15 protein-coding genes and 1 pseudogene are annotated in these 19289 nt (G+C 76.9%); 9 read left to right on the top strand and 7 right to left on the bottom strand.

The features are described from left to right. The first annotated feature begins 230 nt into the window (after positions 1-230). Positions 231-1370, top strand: a complete 1140-nt coding sequence (locus HNR12_RS01745) for a glycosyltransferase family 9 protein (RefSeq protein WP_179765798.1) — start codon at positions 231-233, stop codon at positions 1368-1370. Between the two features lie 189 nt (positions 1371-1559). Here the strand turns inward: HNR12_RS01745 and HNR12_RS01740 are convergent, their stop codons facing one another. Together HNR12_RS01740 and HNR12_RS01735 are read right to left on the bottom strand one after the other, a co-directional pair. Then, a complete protein-coding gene (locus HNR12_RS01740; protein ID WP_179765797.1) occupies positions 1560-1976 on the bottom strand; it encodes a ChaB family protein in 417 nt (138 codons plus the stop codon). Positions 1977-2053: 77 nt separating this feature from the next. Further along, on the bottom strand, positions 2054-2458 hold the full coding sequence (locus tag HNR12_RS01735; RefSeq protein ID WP_179765796.1) for a four-helix bundle copper-binding protein: 405 nt from the start codon (positions 2456-2458) through the stop codon (positions 2054-2056). Positions 2459-2661: 203 nt separating this feature from the next. Between HNR12_RS01735 and HNR12_RS01730 the strand changes: the two genes are divergently transcribed. The 4 genes from HNR12_RS01730 to HNR12_RS01715 all read left to right on the top strand — a co-directional run bounded on the left by HNR12_RS01730 (position 2662) and on the right by HNR12_RS01715 (position 8858). Beyond that, positions 2662-3051 carry a DUF3140 domain-containing protein gene (locus tag HNR12_RS01730; RefSeq protein ID WP_179765795.1) on the top strand — a complete coding sequence of 130 codons (390 nt, stop codon included), beginning with the start codon at positions 2662-2664 and terminating at the stop codon, positions 3049-3051. A gap of 124 nt (positions 3052-3175) precedes the next feature. After that, a complete protein-coding gene (locus HNR12_RS01725; protein ID WP_179765794.1) occupies positions 3176-3826 on the top strand; it encodes a dienelactone hydrolase family protein in 651 nt (216 codons plus the stop codon). A 507-nt stretch (positions 3827-4333) separates the two neighbouring features. Next, positions 4334-6250: a glycosyl hydrolase family 18 protein gene (locus HNR12_RS01720; RefSeq protein ID WP_179770330.1), complete on the top strand. Its 1917-nt coding sequence runs from the start codon at positions 4334-4336 to the stop codon at positions 6248-6250. 1381 nt (positions 6251-7631) lie between these two features. Next, positions 7632-8858, top strand: coding sequence for a multidrug effflux MFS transporter (locus HNR12_RS01715; RefSeq protein WP_308251295.1), 1227 nt, complete (start codon positions 7632-7634; stop codon positions 8856-8858). A 152-nt stretch (positions 8859-9010) separates the two neighbouring features. Here the strand turns inward: HNR12_RS01715 and HNR12_RS01710 are convergent, their stop codons facing one another. Both HNR12_RS01710 and HNR12_RS01705 read right to left on the bottom strand, forming a co-directional pair. Then, positions 9011-9727: a pentapeptide repeat-containing protein gene (locus HNR12_RS01710; protein WP_179765792.1), complete on the bottom strand. Its 717-nt coding sequence runs from the start codon at positions 9725-9727 to the stop codon at positions 9011-9013. A 63-nt stretch (positions 9728-9790) separates the two neighbouring features. After that, positions 9791-11407: a PucR family transcriptional regulator ligand-binding domain-containing protein gene (locus HNR12_RS01705; protein ID WP_179765791.1), complete on the bottom strand. Its 1617-nt coding sequence runs from the start codon at positions 11405-11407 to the stop codon at positions 9791-9793. A gap of 292 nt (positions 11408-11699) precedes the next feature. Here HNR12_RS01705 and HNR12_RS01700 point away from each other — a divergent pair, with 292 nt between their 5' ends. The 4 genes and pseudogenes from HNR12_RS01700 (at position 11700) to pucD (ending at position 17050) form a co-directional block, all read left to right on the top strand. Beyond that, entirely contained in the window at positions 11700-12560 is an 861-nt protein-coding gene (locus HNR12_RS01700) for an FAD binding domain-containing protein (protein WP_179765790.1), read from the top strand. Further along, positions 12560-13119: pseudogene (locus tag HNR12_RS01695) on the top strand ((2Fe-2S)-binding protein). Before HNR12_RS01700 ends, HNR12_RS01695 begins: the two are co-directional and overlap by 1 nt. 116 nt (positions 13120-13235) lie before the next feature. Next, complete coding sequence (locus HNR12_RS01690; protein WP_338119706.1) at positions 13236-14630, top strand: 8-oxoguanine deaminase; 1395 nt, start codon at positions 13236-13238, stop codon at positions 14628-14630. Next, complete coding sequence (pucD, locus tag HNR12_RS01685) at positions 14627-17050, top strand: xanthine dehydrogenase subunit D (protein WP_179765788.1); 2424 nt, start codon at positions 14627-14629, stop codon at positions 17048-17050. The genes HNR12_RS01690 and pucD overlap by 4 nt, the downstream gene beginning before the upstream one ends. Positions 17051-17115: 65 nt before the next feature. Here the strand turns inward: pucD and HNR12_RS01680 are convergent, their stop codons facing one another. The 3 genes from HNR12_RS01680 to HNR12_RS01670 form a co-directional block, all read right to left on the bottom strand. Further along, positions 17116-17877, bottom strand: coding sequence for an SDR family NAD(P)-dependent oxidoreductase (locus HNR12_RS01680; RefSeq protein ID WP_179765787.1), 762 nt, complete (start codon positions 17875-17877; stop codon positions 17116-17118). A 47-nt stretch (positions 17878-17924) separates the two neighbouring features. After that, positions 17925-18380 carry a 50S ribosomal protein L7/L12 gene (locus tag HNR12_RS01675; RefSeq protein WP_246424979.1) on the bottom strand — a complete coding sequence of 152 codons (456 nt, stop codon included), beginning with the start codon at positions 18378-18380 and terminating at the stop codon, positions 17925-17927. A gap of 68 nt (positions 18381-18448) precedes the next feature. Further along, complete coding sequence (locus HNR12_RS01670) at positions 18449-19225, bottom strand: TetR/AcrR family transcriptional regulator (protein ID WP_222600411.1); 777 nt, start codon at positions 19223-19225, stop codon at positions 18449-18451. Positions 19226-19289 lie beyond the last annotated feature (64 nt).

Here is a 19289-nt window from a genome sequence, read left to right as displayed (position 1 = left end):
GTCTGATAGAAGGCCGTCGTGACCTCGGCGGGTCCCGGCGGGACTCCCCCGCCGGGGCCCGCAACGCCGCCCGCCCGTGCGGACCCCATCCCGGCCGCGCCCGGCCCCGTGCCCCGCGCGCGGCCCCCGCCGCGGGCGGGCCGGCGTCCCCGGTCCGCCACCGCTCCGCCCGCCGCCGCGGGCGGCGGCCCGGTGTTTCAACCCCCGGGGGCGGCGGTAGGCGCAGGAGCATGGCGGACATCGGCACCACCCCTGACGGCTTCGACGGCGCCAGCGCCTCCGGCGGGGGCTCCGGCCGCCTGCTGGTCATGCGCGCCCTGGGCCTGGGCGACTTCCTCACCGCCGTCCCCGCGCTGCGCGCCCTCCAGCGCGCCTTCCCCGGGTGGCGGCGCTACCTTGCCGCGCCGCCCGCCCACGCCGACCTGCTGGACCTGGCCGGGCTGGCGGGCTGGCGCATCGCGCCGGGGGCGGGGACACGCGCGCCCGAATGGGCCGAGGACGCTCCCCCCGACCTCGCGGTCAACCTCCACGGGCGCGGACCGCAGTCCACGCGCGCGCTGCTCGGCCTGCGCCCCGGGCGCCTGTGGACCCACGCCCACGCCGAGGTCCCCGAGTCGGCGGGCGGGCCGGCCTGGCCGGGCGGCACCCACGAGACCGACGTATGGTGCCGCCTGCTGGCCTGGTACGGGATCGCCGCCGATCCCACCGACCTGCGGCTGCCCGTACCCGCCGACACCGGGGTCCGGCCCGGCGGCGCGGGCGCCGACCGCCCCGACGCGGTGGTGGTGCACCCCGGCGCGGCGGCGGAGTCGCGGTGCTGGCCCCCCGAGCGCTTCGCGGCGGTGGCGCGCCATCTGGCGGCTCGGGGCCACGAGGTGGTGGTGACGGGCGGGGCGGCCGAGCGGGAGATCGCGCGGCGGGTCGCCGGCCTGGCCGGGCTGGGGGCCGACCGCGTGCTCGCGGGACGCACGACGCTGCGCCGCCTGGCGCGCACGGTGGCCGGGGCGCGGCTGGTGGTGTGCGGCGACACGGGCGTGGCGCACCTGGCCACGGGCTACGCGGCCCCCTCGGTGGTCCTGTTCGGGCCGGTCGATCCGGCCCTGTGGGGGCCGCGGATCGACGCACCGCGCCACGCCGTGCTGTGGCGCGGGCGCACCGGCGACCCGCACGGCGCCGCGACCGATCCCGGCCTGCTGGAGATCGGGGTCGGCGAGGTGATCGCGGCGGCCGAGGAGGTGCTGTCGCGGTGCCGCCCCTACAGCGGGACCGGCCCCGCGCATCCGCCGCGGCAGCGCCCGGCCGCGGAGGCTCAAGCGGAATCGCCCCTCACGGGCAGGAAATCCGATTCGCGAGGTTTGCCGCGCCGGTAATGCGGTAGATCATCCCTTTACCACCGCTTCTCGCGGTGCACCGCGGCCCACCAGGCGCCTTCGGGCGCCTGCGGAGTCGGGACGGGTCCTCCCGACGGACAGAGCGGGGGGCGGGAGGACCCGGTCCCGGCGGATCCCGTCGTCGCCCGGCCGCCCGCGCCGCGGGCGGCCGGGTGGCGCGCCCCCTCATCAGGACGCGCGGGCCTTGCGGGTCCGGCTGCGGCTCTCCTTCTGGAGGGCGTCGACCAGCTCCTTCTTGCTCATCTGCGAGCGGCCCCGCACGCCCAGCTCCTTGGCGCGCCGGTACAGGTGCTCCTTGCTGGCGTTGGCGTCGACACCCCCGGCGGTGGGCTTGTCGGAGCCGGCGCGCTGCTTGGGCGCCTTGGGGTTGGCGGCCTGCTTGTCGGAGGGGCCCTTGCCCTCCTTCGGCTCCCAGCGGTCGCCGACCTTCTCGTAGCCGTGCTTGAGCGCCGCGAAGGCCACCCGGTGGGCGCGCTCGCCCTCGCCGTAGGTGTCGACGGCGGAGTCGTGCGCCTTGACCCAGGTGTCCTGCGCACCGCGCGGTGAGCGTTTCAGGGTGTCCGGGAGTTCCTTGCGCCCGGGCATGGGCTGCCTCCTTCTCGCGTCCTCGCGTCTGACGGGGGTGCGGGCGGCGCGCGCGAACCACCGCGCCGCGCACCCGGCTACAGGTGGACCAGCAGCTGGCGGCAGGCGTCCTCGCACATGCGGCACGTCTCGGCGCACAACCGGCAGTGGCGGTGGTGGGCGGCGTGCCGCTCGCACTCCCGCGCGCACGCCTCGCAGTAGAGCACGCAGGTCTCCACCAGGCTGCGCTGCAGCGCGCGGTTGGGCTCGGTGCGCCGGGTCAGCACGCTCTCGGTGGCCTCGCACACCTGGGCGCAGTCCAGGTCGAGGCGGATGCAGGCCGCCAGTTCGGCCACGCGGGGCTCGCCCAGGCACGCGTCGGCGCACGCGGTGCAGGCCTGCGCGCAGGCGGCCAGGCGTTCGACCGCGGTCTTGACCAGGTCCACGTCGCCGCCCACGTCGCGCGGGTGGGTGCGCAGGAACTCCTCCGTCTGGGTGGGCATGCCGAAAACTCCTCTCCCGCGCTGTCGCGTTCGTCGGTTTCGGCTCTTTCCGGGCCCCTACCGCGTACGCCCGCCGGTAAACCCGGGCGGGCGCCCGCCGGCCCCTCGCCGGGGGGTTTGGGCACGGCCGCGGCCGGTAGCGGGGAGCCGGGTGCCCACCACCCCACCGACAGGACCGGACAGGCCGCGCGAAGGAGGTCGGCATGGCCCGCGAACGCACCGATCCGCAGACCGAGGAGCTGTGGCAGGAGTTCCACGCCTCGGTGAACATGACGGGCGAGGAGCTGCGCCGGTGGCTGCTCACCGACGCCTCGGGGCCCGACCGCTTCGGCAGCGAGCCCTCGATGGGGGTCTCCGACATCGGCCGGCGCGTCGTGGCCGTCCTGGACAAGCGCCGCGTCGACCTGACGGGCGAGGACGTCGAGACCATGCGCACGGTGGTCGAGCGCGTCGGCGAACTGCTCGCCACCCCGGTGGAGCGGCGCGACGACGCCTGGCGGCACCGCCTGATGACCCTCGGCCACGACCCGCTGCAACCCGACCCGCGCGGCGCCGAGGACGACCCCGGGGCGGGGGGCGAGGGCCCGCAGTAGGCCGCGCTCCCCGGCGGGCGGGCCGCCCCGGCGAAGCCGCGCGCTCTCCCCCGGGACGGGCGTTTCGCACCCCTGTTCCCCGGTAGTGGGGGGCGCGAGAAACCGACCAGGAGGGCGGCGGGACATGGACGTGCGAACGGTGGCGGTGCGCGAGGGCGACGCCGAGATCACCGGCGACCTGGTGGCCGGCCCCGAGGCGGCGGGGGTCGTGCTGTTCGCCCACGGCAGCGGCAGCTCCCGGCACAGCCCGCGCAACCGGCAGGTGGCCGAGGCCCTCAACAAGGCGGGGTTCGCGACCCTGCTCGTCGACCTGCTCACCGAGCCCGAGGAGCGCGCCGACCGGGCCGACGGCCGGTACCGGTTCGACATCCCCCTGCTGACCCGGCGCCTGACGGCGGCCGTGGACTGGCTCGCCCGCGATCCCGCCACCGCGTCGCTGGACGTCGGGCTCTTCGGCGCCAGCACGGGCGCGGCGGCGGCGCTGTGCGCCGCCGCGCGCCGCCCGGACCGGGTCGCGGCGGTGGTCTCGCGCGGGGGCAGGGTGGACCTGGCCGAGGAGGCGCTGGACGACCTGGCCGCCCCCGTGCTGCTGATCGCGGGCAGTGCCGACGAGCCCATCGTCCGGGTGTCCTTCGCGGCCACGGAGCGGCTGCACGTCCAGTGCGAGGTGCACCTGGTCCCCGACGCCACGCACCTCTTCGAGGAGCCCGGCGCCCTGGAGCAGGTCACCGGGGCGGCGATGACCTGGTTCCGCGACCGGCTGGGCCGGCGCTGAGCGGAGCCCGCCGCCGGGCCGGCGCCGCTCCGGCCGCCCTGCCCCGGCCTGCGCACCGCCGCCGGCGCCCGCGTCAATCCCCGCACCGCGGCCGGATCCGGCCACCCGCCCCCGCGCCCTCCTCACCCCCGCCCCCGCCGCGCGGACCTGCGCAGTTGGCGGGCCGTACCGGGGCCGTCACAGCGGTCCCACGCGCCCCCGGCCGCGCCCGCGCCCCCCGCGCCTGCCGCCCCGGAGCCCTTGCCAGGCACAAAAACTGACAGTTAAGTTTCCTAAAAAATTCGTGACGGCCCGCGCGCCGTCCCCCGGCACCCTCGCGGCGGCGCAGCCCCCCGCGCGGGCGCCGCCCTCCCCCTTCCTGCCGCGGAGTAGGAGACCGACCCCGTGAGATCCCCCTTGAGACTGTTCGCGCGATCCCCTCGGAAGTCCGCCCGCACCTTTGACCGGCGCTTTCCCCGGTCCCCGCGCACCACCGCCCGCCTGTCCGCCGCGGCGCTCGCGCTGGCGATGGCGGCCACCTCGCTCCTGGCCGCCTCGACCGCGCCCGCCGCAGCGGCGCCCGGCCAGGTCACCGTGGTCTACACCCAGGGCCAGAGCTGGGAGACCGGCTACAGCGGCCAGTTCACGATCATCAACGAGACGTCCTCCGCGCTGGAGGACTGGACGATCCGGTTCACCCTGCCCGAGGGCACCGCCGTGTCGTCCCTGTGGAACGCGAGCCTGTCCCGCTCCGGCGGCACCTATACCGTGACCCCGCCCAGCTGGGGCGCGGCCGTGCCCGCGGGCGGCAGCTACGGGATCGGGTTCAACGGTTCCTTCTCCGCCGGGCCGACCGACACCGAGCCGCTGACCTGCACCCTCAACGGCGACCCGTGCACCGGCGGCGGGTCGGAGGAGGACACCGAGGCGCCCACGGCGCCCAGCGGTCTGCGGGTCTCCGCCACCACCGCGACGAGCCTGACCCTGGCCTGGAGCGCGGCGCGGGACAACGTCGGCGTGGCCGGCTACGAGGTGCTGCGCGGTGGCGAGGTGGTCGCCTCCACCACCGGCGGCGCGACCTCGGCCACCGTCGGCGGCCTGGAGCCCGACACCGAGTACACCTTCGCCGTCCGCGCCTACGACGCGGCCGGCAACCGGTCCGCGGCCGGCGGACCGGTGACCGCCCGCACCGACCAGGACGGCGGAGGGCCCGGTCCCGGCGGCGACCGCCGCGTGGGCTACTTCACCCAGTGGGGCATCTACGGCCGCGACTACCTGGTGCAGGACGTCGACACCAGCGGAAGCGCCGAGAAGCTGACCCACATCAACTACGCCTTCGCCAACGTCTCGGCCGACGGGCAGTGCTTCATGGCCAACCAGCCCGGCCAGGGCGACGCCTACGCCGACTACGGGCGCGCCTTCGCGGCGGCCGACAGCGTCGACGGCCAGGGCGACACCTGGGACCAGCCGCTGCGCGGCAACTTCAACCAGCTGCGCGAGCTGAAGGAGAAGCACCCCGGGCTGCGGGTGCTGATCTCGCTGGGCGGCTGGACCTGGTCGCGCAACCTCTCCGACGCCGCGCTGACGGCGGAGTCGCGGGAGCGGCTGGTGCGCTCCTGCGTGGACATGTACCTGCGCGGCAACCTGCCGGTCATCGACGGCGCGGGCGGCACGGGTGCCGCGGCCGGGGTGTTCGACGGCGTCGACCTCGACTGGGAGTGGCCGGGCTCGGAGGGCCACCCGGACAACACCTACCGCCCCGAGGACAAGCAGAACTTCACCGCGCTGGTCCAGGAGTTCCGCGAGCAGCTGGACGCGCTGGGCGCCGAGAACGGCCGCGAATACGAGCTGACGGCGTTCATGGCCGCCGACCCCGCCAAGGTGGAGGCCGGCTACGAGGTGGGCCCGCTGATGGAGGACTTCGACTTCGTCACGCTGCAGGGCTACGACTTCCACGGCGCGTGGGAGTCCACGACCAACCACCAGTCCAACCTCACCCCCGTGGCCGGCGACCCGGGGCCCCGCACCTACAGCATGGCGGAGACCCTCGCCGCCTACACCGACCGCGGGGCGGACCCGGCCGACCTCGTGATGGGCGTGCCGTTCTACAGCCGGGGCTGGACGGGCGTGCCCGGCGGCCCCAACGGCGACGGCCTGTTCCAGTCCTCCACGGGACCCGCGCCCGGGCCGTTCGAGGCCGGCATCGACGACTACAAGAACATCAAGAACCTGACGGGCTACACGCTGCACCGCGATGACGCGGCCGGCACCGCCTGGCTCTACAACGGCACCACGTTCTGGACCTACGACGACCCCACCGCCATGCGGCAGAAGGTCGAGTGGGCCCAGGACCAGGGGCTCGGCGGCATCATGGCGTGGTCGCTGGACGGCGACGACGCCCAGGGCAGCCTGATGACGGCCATCGACTCCGCGCTGGACGACTAGCGCAACCGTCCGTGCGGCCGGCACCGGGCCGGCCGCACGGACGGCGAGGGACCACCCCGAGGGCGGCGGCGGAAGGCACCCCGCCGCCGCCGAAGGCGGGCGCCCTCCGGTGCGCAGCGGGCATCGGAGTGCGCCCGTCGTGGTGTCCGGGGAGCCTCCGGGAGCCCGGCGGAGGCGCGGCAGGGGGGACGTCGGGGGCGGACGCTCCTGGCGGCCAGGGAGGCCCGCGCCCCGGTCGGTGGACCCGGGCCGGGGCGGGCGCCATTCGGGACGGAAGCGCCGCACGCCCCGGCCGTACCCCGTGTCGCTCCGGCGGGCGGACAGGCAGCCCACCGGGGGGAGCGTCCTGCTGCTCCCCGGGCCGGCGCCTGCGGCTCCCCCCGAAGCCGTGCGGCACCGGCCGTGCGGACGGGCGGCGCCTCGACGCGCCGCCGTCCGGGGCGGTCCGGGTGCCCCCTGTGGGGTTCACACCCGCACGCGGGGAGAGGCCCTCGACTCTCCACTGGTGCGTGCACCGGGGCGGCTAACCGCCGAGGTCCCGATCATGCACAGGAAACGCCAAGAAAATCCCAACCCGCCCGCCACCTGCGGCGGAGCGCGGAATTCCCGCGCGCCCGCGGCGCGCGCGGAGCGGACGCGCGGCGGAGACGGGCGTGACCCGGGCTTTGCCGGGGTGCCGCCGCGCGCCCGCCGGGCGGGGCGCGCCGGCGGGCGGCCCCGCACCCCCGCGGCGGGCCTCGCGGATGCCGGGCCCTCCCCTTTCGCCCGCCGTGCGGGCCCTCCCCTCACCCGGCGGCCCCGGACGCGACCGGGCCGGGGGCGGCGGGGCCGGCGCCACCCGCCCCGGGTTTTACCGGGCGCTGACCCCCGCGGGGCGCGCCCTCTCCTCCGGCCGGTCGGGCGCCGGTCCCGCAAACCCCTGCCGCCACGGGACTTTTCCCACGTAACGCAGATCACGGGAGGATCAACGCATACCCGGGATTTCGCAAAGGGGGCCTTGTGTTGGAGGGCGCGTGGCCCTTTTCAGAGGGCTTGCGGCACCTCCCGTGACCCGGCATCGGACGGCCTTTACCGGACGCTGACCGGTGGACGGTGCGGATCGCCCCGTGCGGGCCGTCACAGGCCCCGGAAATCCCCGCGTTCACGGGCTTTCCCGCACGTAATTCACATCACGGGAAGATCAACGGCACCTCGGGATTTCGCAAAGGGGATGCCGTGTTGCAGGCCAGGTGACCCCGCTCTGGGGCGCCCGGCACCGGCCCTCGGGTCTCTCGCGGTGCCGCTTCTCTTCCACGTCGTTCGCAGTCATCTCGTCCTGTCTGCTGGAGTCTTAGTGAGCCTTACCGCTGTGCGTTCGCGCCTCGGGACCACCCGAGCCCAGGTGCCGACTCAGCGCGCCAACCCGTCCACCGACCGTCCGCGCCGCTCGGTCGTGCTGCTCGTGTTCATTTTGGGGGTCCTGTCCGCGACCAGCTCGCTGGCCACCGACCTCTACCTGCCGGCGTTCCCGGAGATCGCCGCGGACCTGAAGGCGCCCGAGTCGCAGATCCAGCTCACGCTGACCGCCGTGATGGTCGGTCTGGCCCTCGGCCAGCTCGTGATCGGTCCGCTCAGCGACCAGCTCGGCCGCCGCAAGCCCCTGCTGGTGGGGATCGCGGTGTTCGCCGCCACGTCCTTCCTCTGCATGGTCGTGCAGACCGCCGAGGTCTTCAGCCTCGTCCGGTTCGTGCAGGGCCTGGCGGCCGCCGCCGGAATGGTGATCGCCCGCGCCGTGGTCCGCGACACCTTCGACGGCGACTCCGCCGCGAAGTTCTTCTCGCGCCTGGTGCTGCTGGTCGGCCTGGCCCCGATGCTCGGCCCGCTGCTGGGCGGTCAGCTGCTGCTGATGGGCCCCTGGCAGCTCATCTTCGCCGTGCTCGGCGTCGCCGGCCTGGCCGGGTTCGCCCTGGTGCTGTTCGGCCTGCCCGAGAGCCTGCCCGTCGAGGAGCGCACCCGCCAGCACCCGGGCCAGATGCTGCGGCTGTTCGGCCGCCTGATCGTGGACCCGCGGTTCATCGGCCCGACCCTGACCATGGCGCTCAGCTTCGCCATGAGCTTCACCTACATCTCGGCGTTCTCCTTCGTCTCCCAGTCGGAGTTCGCGGCCACCCCGCAGCAGTTCAGCCTGATCTTCGGGATCAACACGCTCGGCATGATCCTGGGCAACCAGGTCAACGCCGCGCTGATCGGCAAGGTGCACACCACCCGCCGGCTGCTGTACGGGCTGTTCGGCGCGGCGGCCAGCGTGGCGCTGCTGCTGGCCCTGGACCTCTCCGGTCTGGCGACGCTGGTGACGGTCACGGCCGTGCTGTTCGTGATGATGTTCTTCACCGGCCTGATCTCGCCCAACGCCACCACCCTGGCGATCGTCAGCCAGCCGGCCTCGGCGGCGGGCAGCGCCTCGGCGCTGCTGGGCACGCTCCAGTTCGCGCTGGGCGGCACGATCGCGGCGGCGGCCGGCCTGCACGGCGGCACGACCATGACGAGCATGACCCTGGTCATGCTGGGCACGGCGGTGGCCGCGACCGCGGTGTTCGTCGTGGTGGCGGCCCGCGGGCACGCCAAGTAGCCCCGGGGCCGCCGCCGCGGCCCCGTCCGCCGGCCGCCCCGGCCGGCTCCCCCTCGCAGCGCCCGTCCGGCGCCGGGCCCCAGGCCCGCCGGGCGGGCGCTGTGCTGTCGGGGGGGCAAGCCCGCTACGGGCGGCCGCGCGTGCGGCCCCAACTAGCCTCCCGGGGGCACCACCTGGATGCCCAGCGAGCCCAGCAGCATCCCGGCCTGCTCGGGCGAGACGGTGGCGCCGCGCAGGGCCACGGCGTCGGAGAGGCGGACCTGGCCGAGGTCGGCGCCGCGCAGGTCGGCGCCGTCGAGGTCGGCCCCCGTGAGCACCGCGCCGCGCAGGCGGCTGTCGTGCCACACGGTGGCGCGCAGGTCGGCCTTGGTGAGGTCGGTGTCGTCCAGCCGCAGGCCGTGCAGCTCCTGGCCGCGCAGGTTGACGCCCTTGAGGCGGGCCAGCATCAGGTTGCAGCGGACGAAGGCGTAGCCCAGGCCCCGGGTGCCGGTCAGGGCCGCGCCGGTGAGGCGGCAGCCGGTGAACACGGTGTCGGTGATGACCGCGCCGGCCCACCCGGTGTTGGCGAGGTCGACGCGGTCGAAGGCGGCCTCGGCGCACTCGGCGCCGGCGAACCCGGCCCCGGGCGCGCCCCCGCCCGACCACCGGGAGCCGTCGAGGGCGGCGCCGTCCAGCCGCGCGCCGTCGAGCCAGCAGTCGGTGAACACGGCGTCGATGAGGTGCGCACCGCTCAGGTCGGCCTCGCGCAGGTCGCAGCCGATGAAGGCGCGGGGCCGGGCGGGCGCGTCGGCGAGGGCGTCGCGCAGGTCGCGCCCCGCGAGGTCGGCGCCGCTCACCTCGCCGCCGGTGCTCAGGTCAAGGTCGGTCATGGCGGCACGCTATCGGCCGCGGCCGACACGTCCGGTCCGCGCGCGGGCCCGGCGCAGGGGGCGTCAGCGGTGCAGGCGCAGCGCCAGGAACAGGTCCACGCGGTGCTCCAGGCTGCTGAGGTCGCGCCCGGTCAGCTCCTCGATGCGGCCGATGCGGTAGCGCAGGGTGTTGACGTGGATGTGCATGGCCGAGGCGCACCGCTGCCAGGAGCCGGAGTAGCGCAGGAACCGCTCCAGGGTGGCCAGCAGGTCCGAGCGGTGCGCGCGGTCGTACTCCAGCAGCGGGCCCAGCAGGCGGTCGCGGTAGACGGAGCGGACCTCCTCGGGCACGGCGGCCAGCAGGAGTTCGTGGGAGTCGAGTTCGGCGCCGGTGGCGATCGCGGCCCGGCCCCGGCGCATCTCGGCGAGGCGGCGGGCGTTGCGGGCCTCGGCGGCGGCGCCGCGCAGGTCGGCGACCCCGGTGGCGGCGGTGCTGACCCCCACGGCCAGGCGGTGGTCGAGCAGCTTGGGCTCCAGCGCCGCCGCGCCCTCGGCGAGGTGCCGGCGCAGCGCGTCGGCGCCGCCGGGCGCGGGCGCCTCCTCGGCATCGGCCGGGGCCGCGCCGGGCGGGCCGCCGGTGAGCGGGACGACGGCGAAGGCGGGGTCGGCGCCGGTCACCGCCGCGCCGGGCCACTCGGCCAGCAGTTCGGCCAGGACCCGCCGCGCGAGGTCGGGCTCGGCGGGCGCGGGCAGCAGCGCGGCCTCGACCACGGCGTGGGGCGTGCGGGCGCGCTCCTCCTCGTCGGGGGTGCCGGCCACGTGCAGCAGCGCCGCCGCCTCGTCGAACCGCTGGGCGGCCAGCAGCCGGGGCAGGCCCGCCAGGTGCCGCGCGTCGTCGGCGGCGCGCTGCTCCGCGCGGTTGCGGGCCAGGGCGGCGATGGCGGCGAGGTGGTCGACCGACTCGCGCACGTCGGCGGGCCAGCGGGCGGGGTCGCCCGCGCAGACCAGCAGCCACCCCGTCAGGGGGTGCCATGCGCGGGTGCGCACGGGCAGCACGGCGAGGCGGCGGGCGGGGGCGCCCTCGGCGGCGGCGAGGTCCAGGACGCGCGGGCCGGGGCGGAGCAGGGTCTGGGCGGCCACGCGCAGCCGCTCGCGGGCGCCCAGGGCGGGGCCGCCGGAGGCGACGGGGCGGCCGGTGCCGGAGACCACCCAGCAGGACAGCCGCGCCTGGGCGGCGGCGGCCGCGAAGACGCCGGGCAGGTCGGCGCCGCCGGCGAGGTCGGCGAGCAGGCGGCGGTGCCGCTCGCGGGTGCGGGCGGCGCCGTCGTCGCGTTCGGCGTCGAGCGCCCGGCGGACCTCCTCGGTGACGGCGGCGAACGAGGTCTCGGCGGGGACCTCGATCAGCGGCAGGCCGTGCCGGGCGCAGGCGGCGGCCAGGTCGGGCGGGACCTCGCCGAGGGCGGTGCCCGCCCCCACGCAGGCCGCGCCGGCCGCGGCGAGCGCGGCGGCGAACTCCGCGGAGTCCTCGGGGCGGCGCCGCCACATCATGCCGGTCAGGACGAGTTCGCCGCCGGAGAGGTAGCGCTCGGGGTGCAGCAGGTCGGTGGTGGCGACACCGGAGAGGGCGCGGTCGGCGTCTTCGCCGCCGCCCAGCAGCCGCAGCCGCAGGTGCGGGACCGCGACCAGGTCGCTGATGCGCATCGGCGCCCTCCTCCCCGCCTCGTTCGGCCGCCCGCCGCGGCGCGGGGTCGGCATCGCGCCGCGTGGCGGACAACGTTAGCCCACGCCGGAATTGTAGAAAACTACAAGGAACCGCCGCGGAGTGCTCGCGACTTCAGGGGTTCGGGCGCTGGCCTTGGGCGGGTGCGCGGGGGTTCACTGCCATAACCGGCCGCGGCGGCGGTGCGCGGCCCGGGGAGACGGACGGGAAGACGGGTCCCGGGGCGCCCGCCGCCGCGGCCGAGCACTCCGGCGCCGTCAATGGGGGCAGCGTATGGACTTTGTGAGCCCGGCGGCCTGGCCCGAGGCGCTGGCGGCCAAGGCGGCGCGGCCCGATGCGGTGCCGATCATGGGCGGCACCGACGTGATGGTGGAGCTGAACCTGGGCCGGCGGCGGCCGCCGGCGCTGCTGGACCTCACGCGCGTGCCCGAGCTCGCCCGGTGGCATGCCGAGGGCGGCTACACCCGCGTGGGCGCCGGCGTCTGCTACACCCGGCTGGCCGGCGACCTGCGCGGGCACGCCCCGGCGCTGGCCGACGCCGCCCGCTCGGTGGCCTCGCCGCAGATCCGCAACCGGGGCTCGGTTGGGGGCAACCTCGGCGGCGCCTCTCCGGCCGGGGACTGCCATCCCCCGCTGCTGGCCACCGGCGCGCTGGTGGAGCTGGCCTCGGCGGGCGGCGTGCGGCGGGTGCCCGCGCGGGAGTTCTACCTGGGACCGGGCCGGACCGTGCGGCGCGACGACGAACTGGTGGCGGCCGTGCTGCTGCCCCGGCCCGCCGGACCGCAGGTGTTCGCCAAGGTCGGACCGCGCAACGCCATGGTGATCGCCGTGGTGTCGTTCGCCTTGGCGCTGGACACGGGCGCGCGCCGGGTGGGCACGGGCATCGGGTCGGCCGGACCCACCCCGCTGCGGGCCGAGGCCGCCGAGGAGTTCCTGGCGGCGGAGTTCGACTGGGCGGGCGGCGCGGCCCCCGCCGAGGCGGCGGCGCGGCGCTTCGGCGAACTGGTGGCCGGCGCCGCCCGGCCGATCGACGACGTGCGCGGCAGCGCCGCCTACCGCCGGCACGCGCTGGCGGTGCTGGCCCGGCGCGCCTGGGTGCGGTGCGCGGCCCAACTGCGAAGGGGCGGGACCTGATGCGCGTGGAGTTCACCGTGAACGGCGCCGCCGTGGCGGCCGACGACGTGTGGCCCGGCGAGAGCCTGCTGTATGTGCTGCGCGAGCGGCTGGGCCTGCCGGGCAGCAAGAACGCCTGCGAGCAGGGCGAGTGCGGGTCGTGCACGGTCTGCCTGGACGACGTGACGGTGTGCGCGTGCCTGGTGGCCGCCGGCCAGGCGGCCGGGCGGCGGGTGCGCACGGTGGAGGGCCTGGCGGCGCCCGGTCCCGCCGGGGCGCGGGCGGGGGCCCGCCGACCCGTGCCGGGCAGCCGGGTGCGGGCACCGAGCGGCTCGCCCCCGTGCAGCGGGCCTTCCTTGAGGAGGGGGCGGTGCAGTGCGGGTTCTGCACGCCCGGCCTGCTGGTGCAGGCCGACGACCTGATCGCCCGCACGGTCGGCGCGGGCGGGCCGGTGCCCGGCGAGGCGGAGATCCGGGAGGCGCTGGCGGGCAACCTGTGCCGCTGCACCGGCTACCAGGCGGCCGTGCGGCGGGCCGCCGAGCACGCCCACGCCCGCCGGCTCCGGCCGGATGGGCCCTGAGCGGCGGGCGCGCCGGAGGGGGCGCCCGCGTCGGCGGCGGGGCGCGGATGGGTAGGCGGACACGGCGGGACACACGCGGACCGCGCCGGGGCGCGGAGGACGGAAGGAGGCGGTCGGTGGCCACGGAGACGGGCACGCGCGCGGGCAGGCAGGCGGTGGCGGAGGCCGGCACGGTCGTCGTCGACGGGGCGCACGTCGTCACGGTCGGCGGCGCGGAGTACCCGGTCGGCCACGTCGTGGCCTCGGGCGGGATCATCACGCACGTGGGGCCGGGCCCGGCCCCCGGTGTTCCGGGCGCCCGGGTCATCGACGGGCGCGGCTGCCTGGCCACCCCCGGCCTGGTCAACGCCCACCACCACCTGTTCCAGTGGGCCACCCAGGGGATGTTCGCCGACGCGACGCTGTTCGAGTGGCTGGCCGGCTCCTACGAGGTCTGGAGCCGCCTGGACGCCGAGACGGTGGCCGACACCACCACGGCCGGGCTGACCTGGCTGGCGCTGTCGGGCTGCACCACCGCCGCCGACCACCACTACCTCTTCCCGCGGGGGCGCGAGGGGATCGCCGACGCCGAGGTCGCGGCGGCCCGCGCCGTGGGGCTGCGCCTGGAGTTGGCGTGCGGCGCCATGGACCGGGGCCGCTCGGCGGGCGGCCTGCCGCCCGACTCCGTGGTGGAGGACACCGACGCCGCGCTCGCCCGCACCGCCGCCACCCTCGACGCCCACCACGACCCCTCCCCCGCCGCGATGACGCGGGTGGCCGTGGCGCCGTGCTCCCCCTTCACCGTGAGCCCGGAGCTGATGAGCGAGTCGGCGCGGCTGGCCCGCGCCGCCGGGGTGCGGCTGCACACCCACCTCGCCGAGACCCGCGACGAGGAGGAGCAGTGCCGGGCCGAGTACGGCTGCACGCCGGTGGAGTACGCCGACAAGCTGGGCTGGCTGGGCGACGACGTGTGGGTGGCCCACGCCGTGCACCTGTCCGACACCGCGATCGCGCGCATCAGCGCCTCGGGCACCGGGGTGGCGCACTGCCCGTCCTCCAACGCCCGCCTGGGCGCGGGGGTGTGCCGCGCCACCGAACTGCTGGAGGCGGGCGTGGCCGTGGGCCTGGGCGTGGACGGCGCGGCCTCCAGCGAGCTGACGCGGCTGGTGGGCGAACTGCGCCAGGCGGTGCTGACGGCCCGCGCCCGCAAGGGGCCGCGCGCCCTGAGCGCGCGCCAGGCCCTGCACATGGCCACGCTGGGCGGGGCCCGCTGCCTGGGCCGCGACGACCACCTCGGCTCGCTGGAGCCGGGCAGGCTCGCCGACATCGCGCTGTGGCGGGTGGACGGCTTCGGCCACGACTCCGTCGACGACCCGGTGGTGGCGCTGGTGTTCGGCCCCGACGCGCCGCTGGAGCACCTGCTGGTGGGCGGCGCCACAGTGGTGGAGCGCGGCGAGCCGCGCACCGTCTCGGCCGAGGAGGCCGCGGCGGCCGGCCGCCGCGCGCACCGCCGCCTGGTGGTGGACCGATGACGGCCCGGGGGGCGGGCACCGCGCCGCCCGCCGCGGCCCCGCCCGCTTCGGCGCGGGCGGGCGAGGTGGTCGGCGGCGTGGGCGACAGCCCGCCGCGCCCCGACGGCACGCTCAAGGTCACCGGGGAGTTCGCCTACTCCTCCGACCTGTGGGCCGAGGACATGCTGTGGGGCATGACGCTGCGCAGCCCGCACCCGCACGCGCGCCTCCTGCGCCTGGACACCGCGCCGGCGCTGGCGCTGCCCGGGGTGCACGCGGTGCTGACCCACGAGGACGTCCCCGGCGAGCCCCGCTACGGGCTGGAGGTGCGCGACCAGCCGGTGCTGGCGGCCGGCACCGTGCGCTACCGGGGCGAGCCGGTGGCGGTGGTGGCCGCCGACCACCCCGAGACCGCGCGGCGCGCCCTTGAGCGCGTCGTTGTGGACTACGAGGTCCTGGAGCCGGTGTGCGACGCCCGACGCGCCGCGTTCGACCCCGGGTGCCCGCTGGTGCACCCGCCGGGCTCGGTGCCGCTGCGCCCCGAGCACAACCCGCGCGGCAACGTGCTGCGCCACCAGCCGATCCGCACCGGCGACCTCGCGCGCGGGAGCACGGTCGCCGACCTGCGGGCCCGCGCCGACGTGGTCGTCACCGGCGAATACGAGGTCGGCATGCAGGACCAGGCGTGCCTGGGCCCGGAGTCGGGCCTGGCGGTGCCCGCCGAGGACGGCGGGGTGGACCTCTACGTCGCCACCCAGTGGCTGCACGCCGACCGGCGCCAGATCGCGCCGTGCCTGGGGCTGCCGCCGGAGCTGGTGCGGGTGACCCTGGCCGGGGTGGGCGGGGCGTTCGGCGCCCGCGAGGATCTGTCCATGCAGGTCCACGCCTGCCTGCTGGCGCTGCGCACCGGCCGCCCGGTGAAGATCGTCTACAACCGCGAGGAGTCCTTCCACGGCCACGTGCACCGGCATCCGGCGCACCTGCGGTTCGAGCACGGGGCCGGTGCCGACGGGCGGCTGCTCTACGCGGCGCTGGAGATCGTGCTCGACGGCGGCGCCTACGCCTCCACCACGCCGGCGGTGGTGGGGGTCGCGGCGTCGCTGGGCCTGGGGCCCTACGAGATCCCGCACGCGGCCGTGGACGCCTACGGGGTCTACACCACCAACCCGCCGTGCGGGGCGATGCGCGGCTTCGGCGCGGTGCAGGCGTGCTTCGGCTACGAGTCGCAGATGGACCGGCTCGCCGCCGCGCTGGGCATGGACCCGGTGGAGGTCCGGCTGCGCAACGCGGTCGGGCAGGGGTCGGTGCTGCCCACCGGCCAGCGGATCGACGCGCCGCTGCCCATGGCCGAGATGCTGGAGCGGGCCCGCGCGCTGCCCCTGCCGCCCCGCCCCGACCCCGCGGCCGAGGGCGCCGACCCCCTCGCCCTGCCCGGCGGCGCGGGCGGCGCCGGGATCGGCGCCGCCGTGGTGCGCGGGGTGGGCTACGGGGTGGGCCTGAAGAACCTGTGCTTCTCGGAGGGCTTCGACGACCACTCCACCGCGCGGGTGCGCCTGGAGGTGGTCGGCGGGGTGCCGGTGGCACTGGTGCACACCGCGGCGGTGGAGGTCGGGCAGGGGCTGGTCACGCTGCAGGAGCAGATCGCCCGCACCGAACTGGGGGTGCGGCGGGTGGCGCTGCACCCGGCCGACACGTCGGTGGGCTCGGCGGGGTCGTCGTCGGCCTCGCGCCAGTCGCACATGACCGGCGGCGCGGTGAAGGCGGCGTGCGAGGCGGTGCGGGCCCGCGTGGTCGCGCTGGCCCGCGCGCGCGGGTTCCTCTCCGGCGACGACGGCGGCGACCCCGACGGGGGCGCGCGGCTGGCGGGGGACTGCCTGGTGCCGCCGGGCGGCGCCCCGCCGGTGCCGCTGGCCGAGGTGCTGGGCGGGGCGGCGGTGGAGGAGACGCGGGAGTTCCGGCACCGTCCGACCGCCCCGCTGGACCCCGCCACCGGCCAGGGCTCCTCCCACGCCCAGCTGGGCATGTGCGTGCACCGCGCGGTGGTGGACGTGGACGTGGAGCTGGGCCTGGTGCGGGTGGTGGCGCTGGACGCCGTGCAGGACGTCGGCCGCGCGCTGCACCCGCGCCAGCTCGTCGGCCAGATCCAGGGCGGCGCCACGCAGGGGCTGGGGCTGGCGCTGATGGAGGAGGTGCAGGTGGCCGACGGCGTGATCCGCAACCCGTCGTTCACCGATTACCTGATCCCCACGGTGCTGGACGTCCCGCCCATGCGCGTGGAGGTGCTGGAGCACGCCGACCCCCGGGCGCCCTACGGCCTGCGCGGCGCGGGCGAACCGCCGACGCTGTCGGCCACCCCGGCGGTGGTGGCGGCGGTGCGCGCCGCCACCGGCCGCCCGCTGACCCGCGTGCCGCTGCGTCCGGAGGACATCGCCCTGCCCTGAGCGGCCCGGCGGGGGCGGCGCGGGGCGAGGCGTCCGCCTCCGGTGCGCGGCGGCCGCCGAGGTGGTCAGGCGCTGTCGCGGTGCACGCTCAGCGGCGCGAAGCTCTGCGCCACCGGCATCAGCTCCAGGGTGTTGACGTTGACGTGGGCGGGCTGGTCCACGACCCAGCGCACCGCCTCGGCGACGTCCCCGGGGCTCAGCGGCTGCGTGTCGGCGTAGACCGCCGAGGCGCGCTCGCTGTCGCCGTGGAACCGCACCTGGGAGAACTCCGTGCCGCCGGCCAGGCCGGGCTCGACGTTGGTCACGCGCACTCCGGTGCCGTGCAGGTCGGCGCGCAGGTTGAGGCTGAACTGGCGCACGAAGGCCTTGGTCGCCCCGTAGACGTTGCCGCCGGGGTAGGGCCAGTTGCCGGCCACCGAGCCGATGTTGACGACGTGGCCCCGGCCGCGCTCCACCATGCCCGGCAGCAGCGCCCGCGTGACGTAGAGCAGACCGGTGACGTTGGTGTCGACCATCCGCTGCCAGTCCTCCAGGTCGGCCTCGGCCGCGCTCGACAGGCCCAGCGCCAGGCCGGCGTTGTTGACGAGCACGTCGACGTCGGCGAAGTCGCCGGGGAGGCCGGCCAGCGCGCGCTCCACCGCCGCGCGGTCGCGCACGTCCAGTTCCACCGGCAGCACGGCCGGGCCCAGTTCGTCGGCCAGCTTGGCGAGCCGGTCGGCGCGGCGGGCGGCGGCCGCCACGCGCAGCCCCGACTCCACGAGGCGGCGGGTGATCTCGGCGCCGAAACCGGTGCTCGCGCCGGTCACGAAAGCGGTTGTGTACTCCATGATCACGAGCCTAGAGGTGGCGCGCGGCGGGTGGCCGGCCGGGTGTCTCAGTCCAGTCCGGTGACGAACCGGGTGGCCTCGGTCTCGCTCATGCCGGTCTCGGTCGCGACCAGCCGGATGGCGTCGGCCATGCGGTCCTGGTCGCGCAGCGCGCGCGCCCGGTCGGCCAGGGAGCCGCCGGCGGGGCCCGCGCCGGGCTCGGGGAGGGTGGGGATGCTCCGGCCCTGGGCGAGGGCGTCGCTCACCTCCTTGGCGCTGCGCAGGTCGTATCCGGTGCGGTCGCGGATGAGCTTGACGGCGGCGATCTGCTTGCCCTGGCGGACGAGGGCGGTGGCACGCTCGACCAGGTCGCGCGGCAGGGGCTGGAGCAGCGGCGCGGCGGGGCGCACGGGAGCGGGGCGGTCCGCCCTGCGGCGCCGCGCGGTGACCGTGTTGGCGACCACCAGGACGGCGACGAGGACCACGACGGCGTAGAGGATCAGGTCAGAGGTGCCGAGGGACATGCAGGGATTGTAGGGGTGCGCCGCTTTCGTGCGGGAAGGCGAGGTCCGCCCTGGTGAGGAGGCGCGCGTCACTCCGGGCGCAGGCCCGGGGCGGTCAGGCCCGCCACGAGGTCGGCCAGCAGCAGGTCCAGTTCGGTCTCCACGTCGGCGGGCTCGCCGGCGCCGTCGCGGCCCGACAGCTTCTTGACCAGGTGGCCCGACAGCGCCAGGCTGATCACGCCGTGGACCGCCGCGGTGCTCAGCAGCACCATGCGCCAGGGGTCGCCGGGGCGGATCGCGCCGATCCGCTGGCCGTGGGCCACCGCGCGCACGCTCTCCTCCATCATCCGGGCGGCGGCGGCGTGGAGTTCGTCGCCGCCGCCGTGGCCCTGGTACTCGCCGTGGGCCAGCCGGTAGTGCTCGGGCGCCTCCAGGCCGAGGCGGACGTAGCCGGAGAAGGCGCGCAGCAGCGCGCCGGGCACCTCCTCGGGGGCGGCGTCGGGCCCGGGCAGGTTGCCGACGATCTCGGCCCACATGCGGTCCATCATGCGCATGGCCACCGCCCGCAGCAGGTCCTCCTTGTCGCGGAAGTGCCGGTAGGGGGCGGTGCGCGAGACGCCGACGCGCTCGCCCACCCCGCGCATGGTGACGGCCTCGGGGCCGCCGGCGGCCAGCATGTCCCAGGCCGCGTCGATGAGGCGGCGCCGGGTGTCGGCGGCCGCCGACGCCTCGGGCGGCTCGGAGGACTCGGGCGGTCCGGCCGTGGGGGCGGACGCGCCCTCGGCGGCGGTCGTGGACGGGGCGGCGGAGTCGGCGGGCTCCGAAGGTGCCGCTTCCGCGGCGGCGCGCCTCTGAGCTGCGGACATGCGCCGAGCCTACGGGACCCGGTTGACAGCGTCAACCTCACTGCCTAGGTTGACGTTGTCAACA

It is taken from the genome of Streptomonospora nanhaiensis (assembly GCF_013410565.1).
Taxonomy (GTDB): Bacteria; Actinomycetota; Actinomycetes; order Streptosporangiales; family Streptosporangiaceae; genus Streptomonospora; species Streptomonospora nanhaiensis.
Note: the sequence above shows the minus strand (reverse complement) of the source record. Positions and strands in the feature narration are given on the sequence as shown.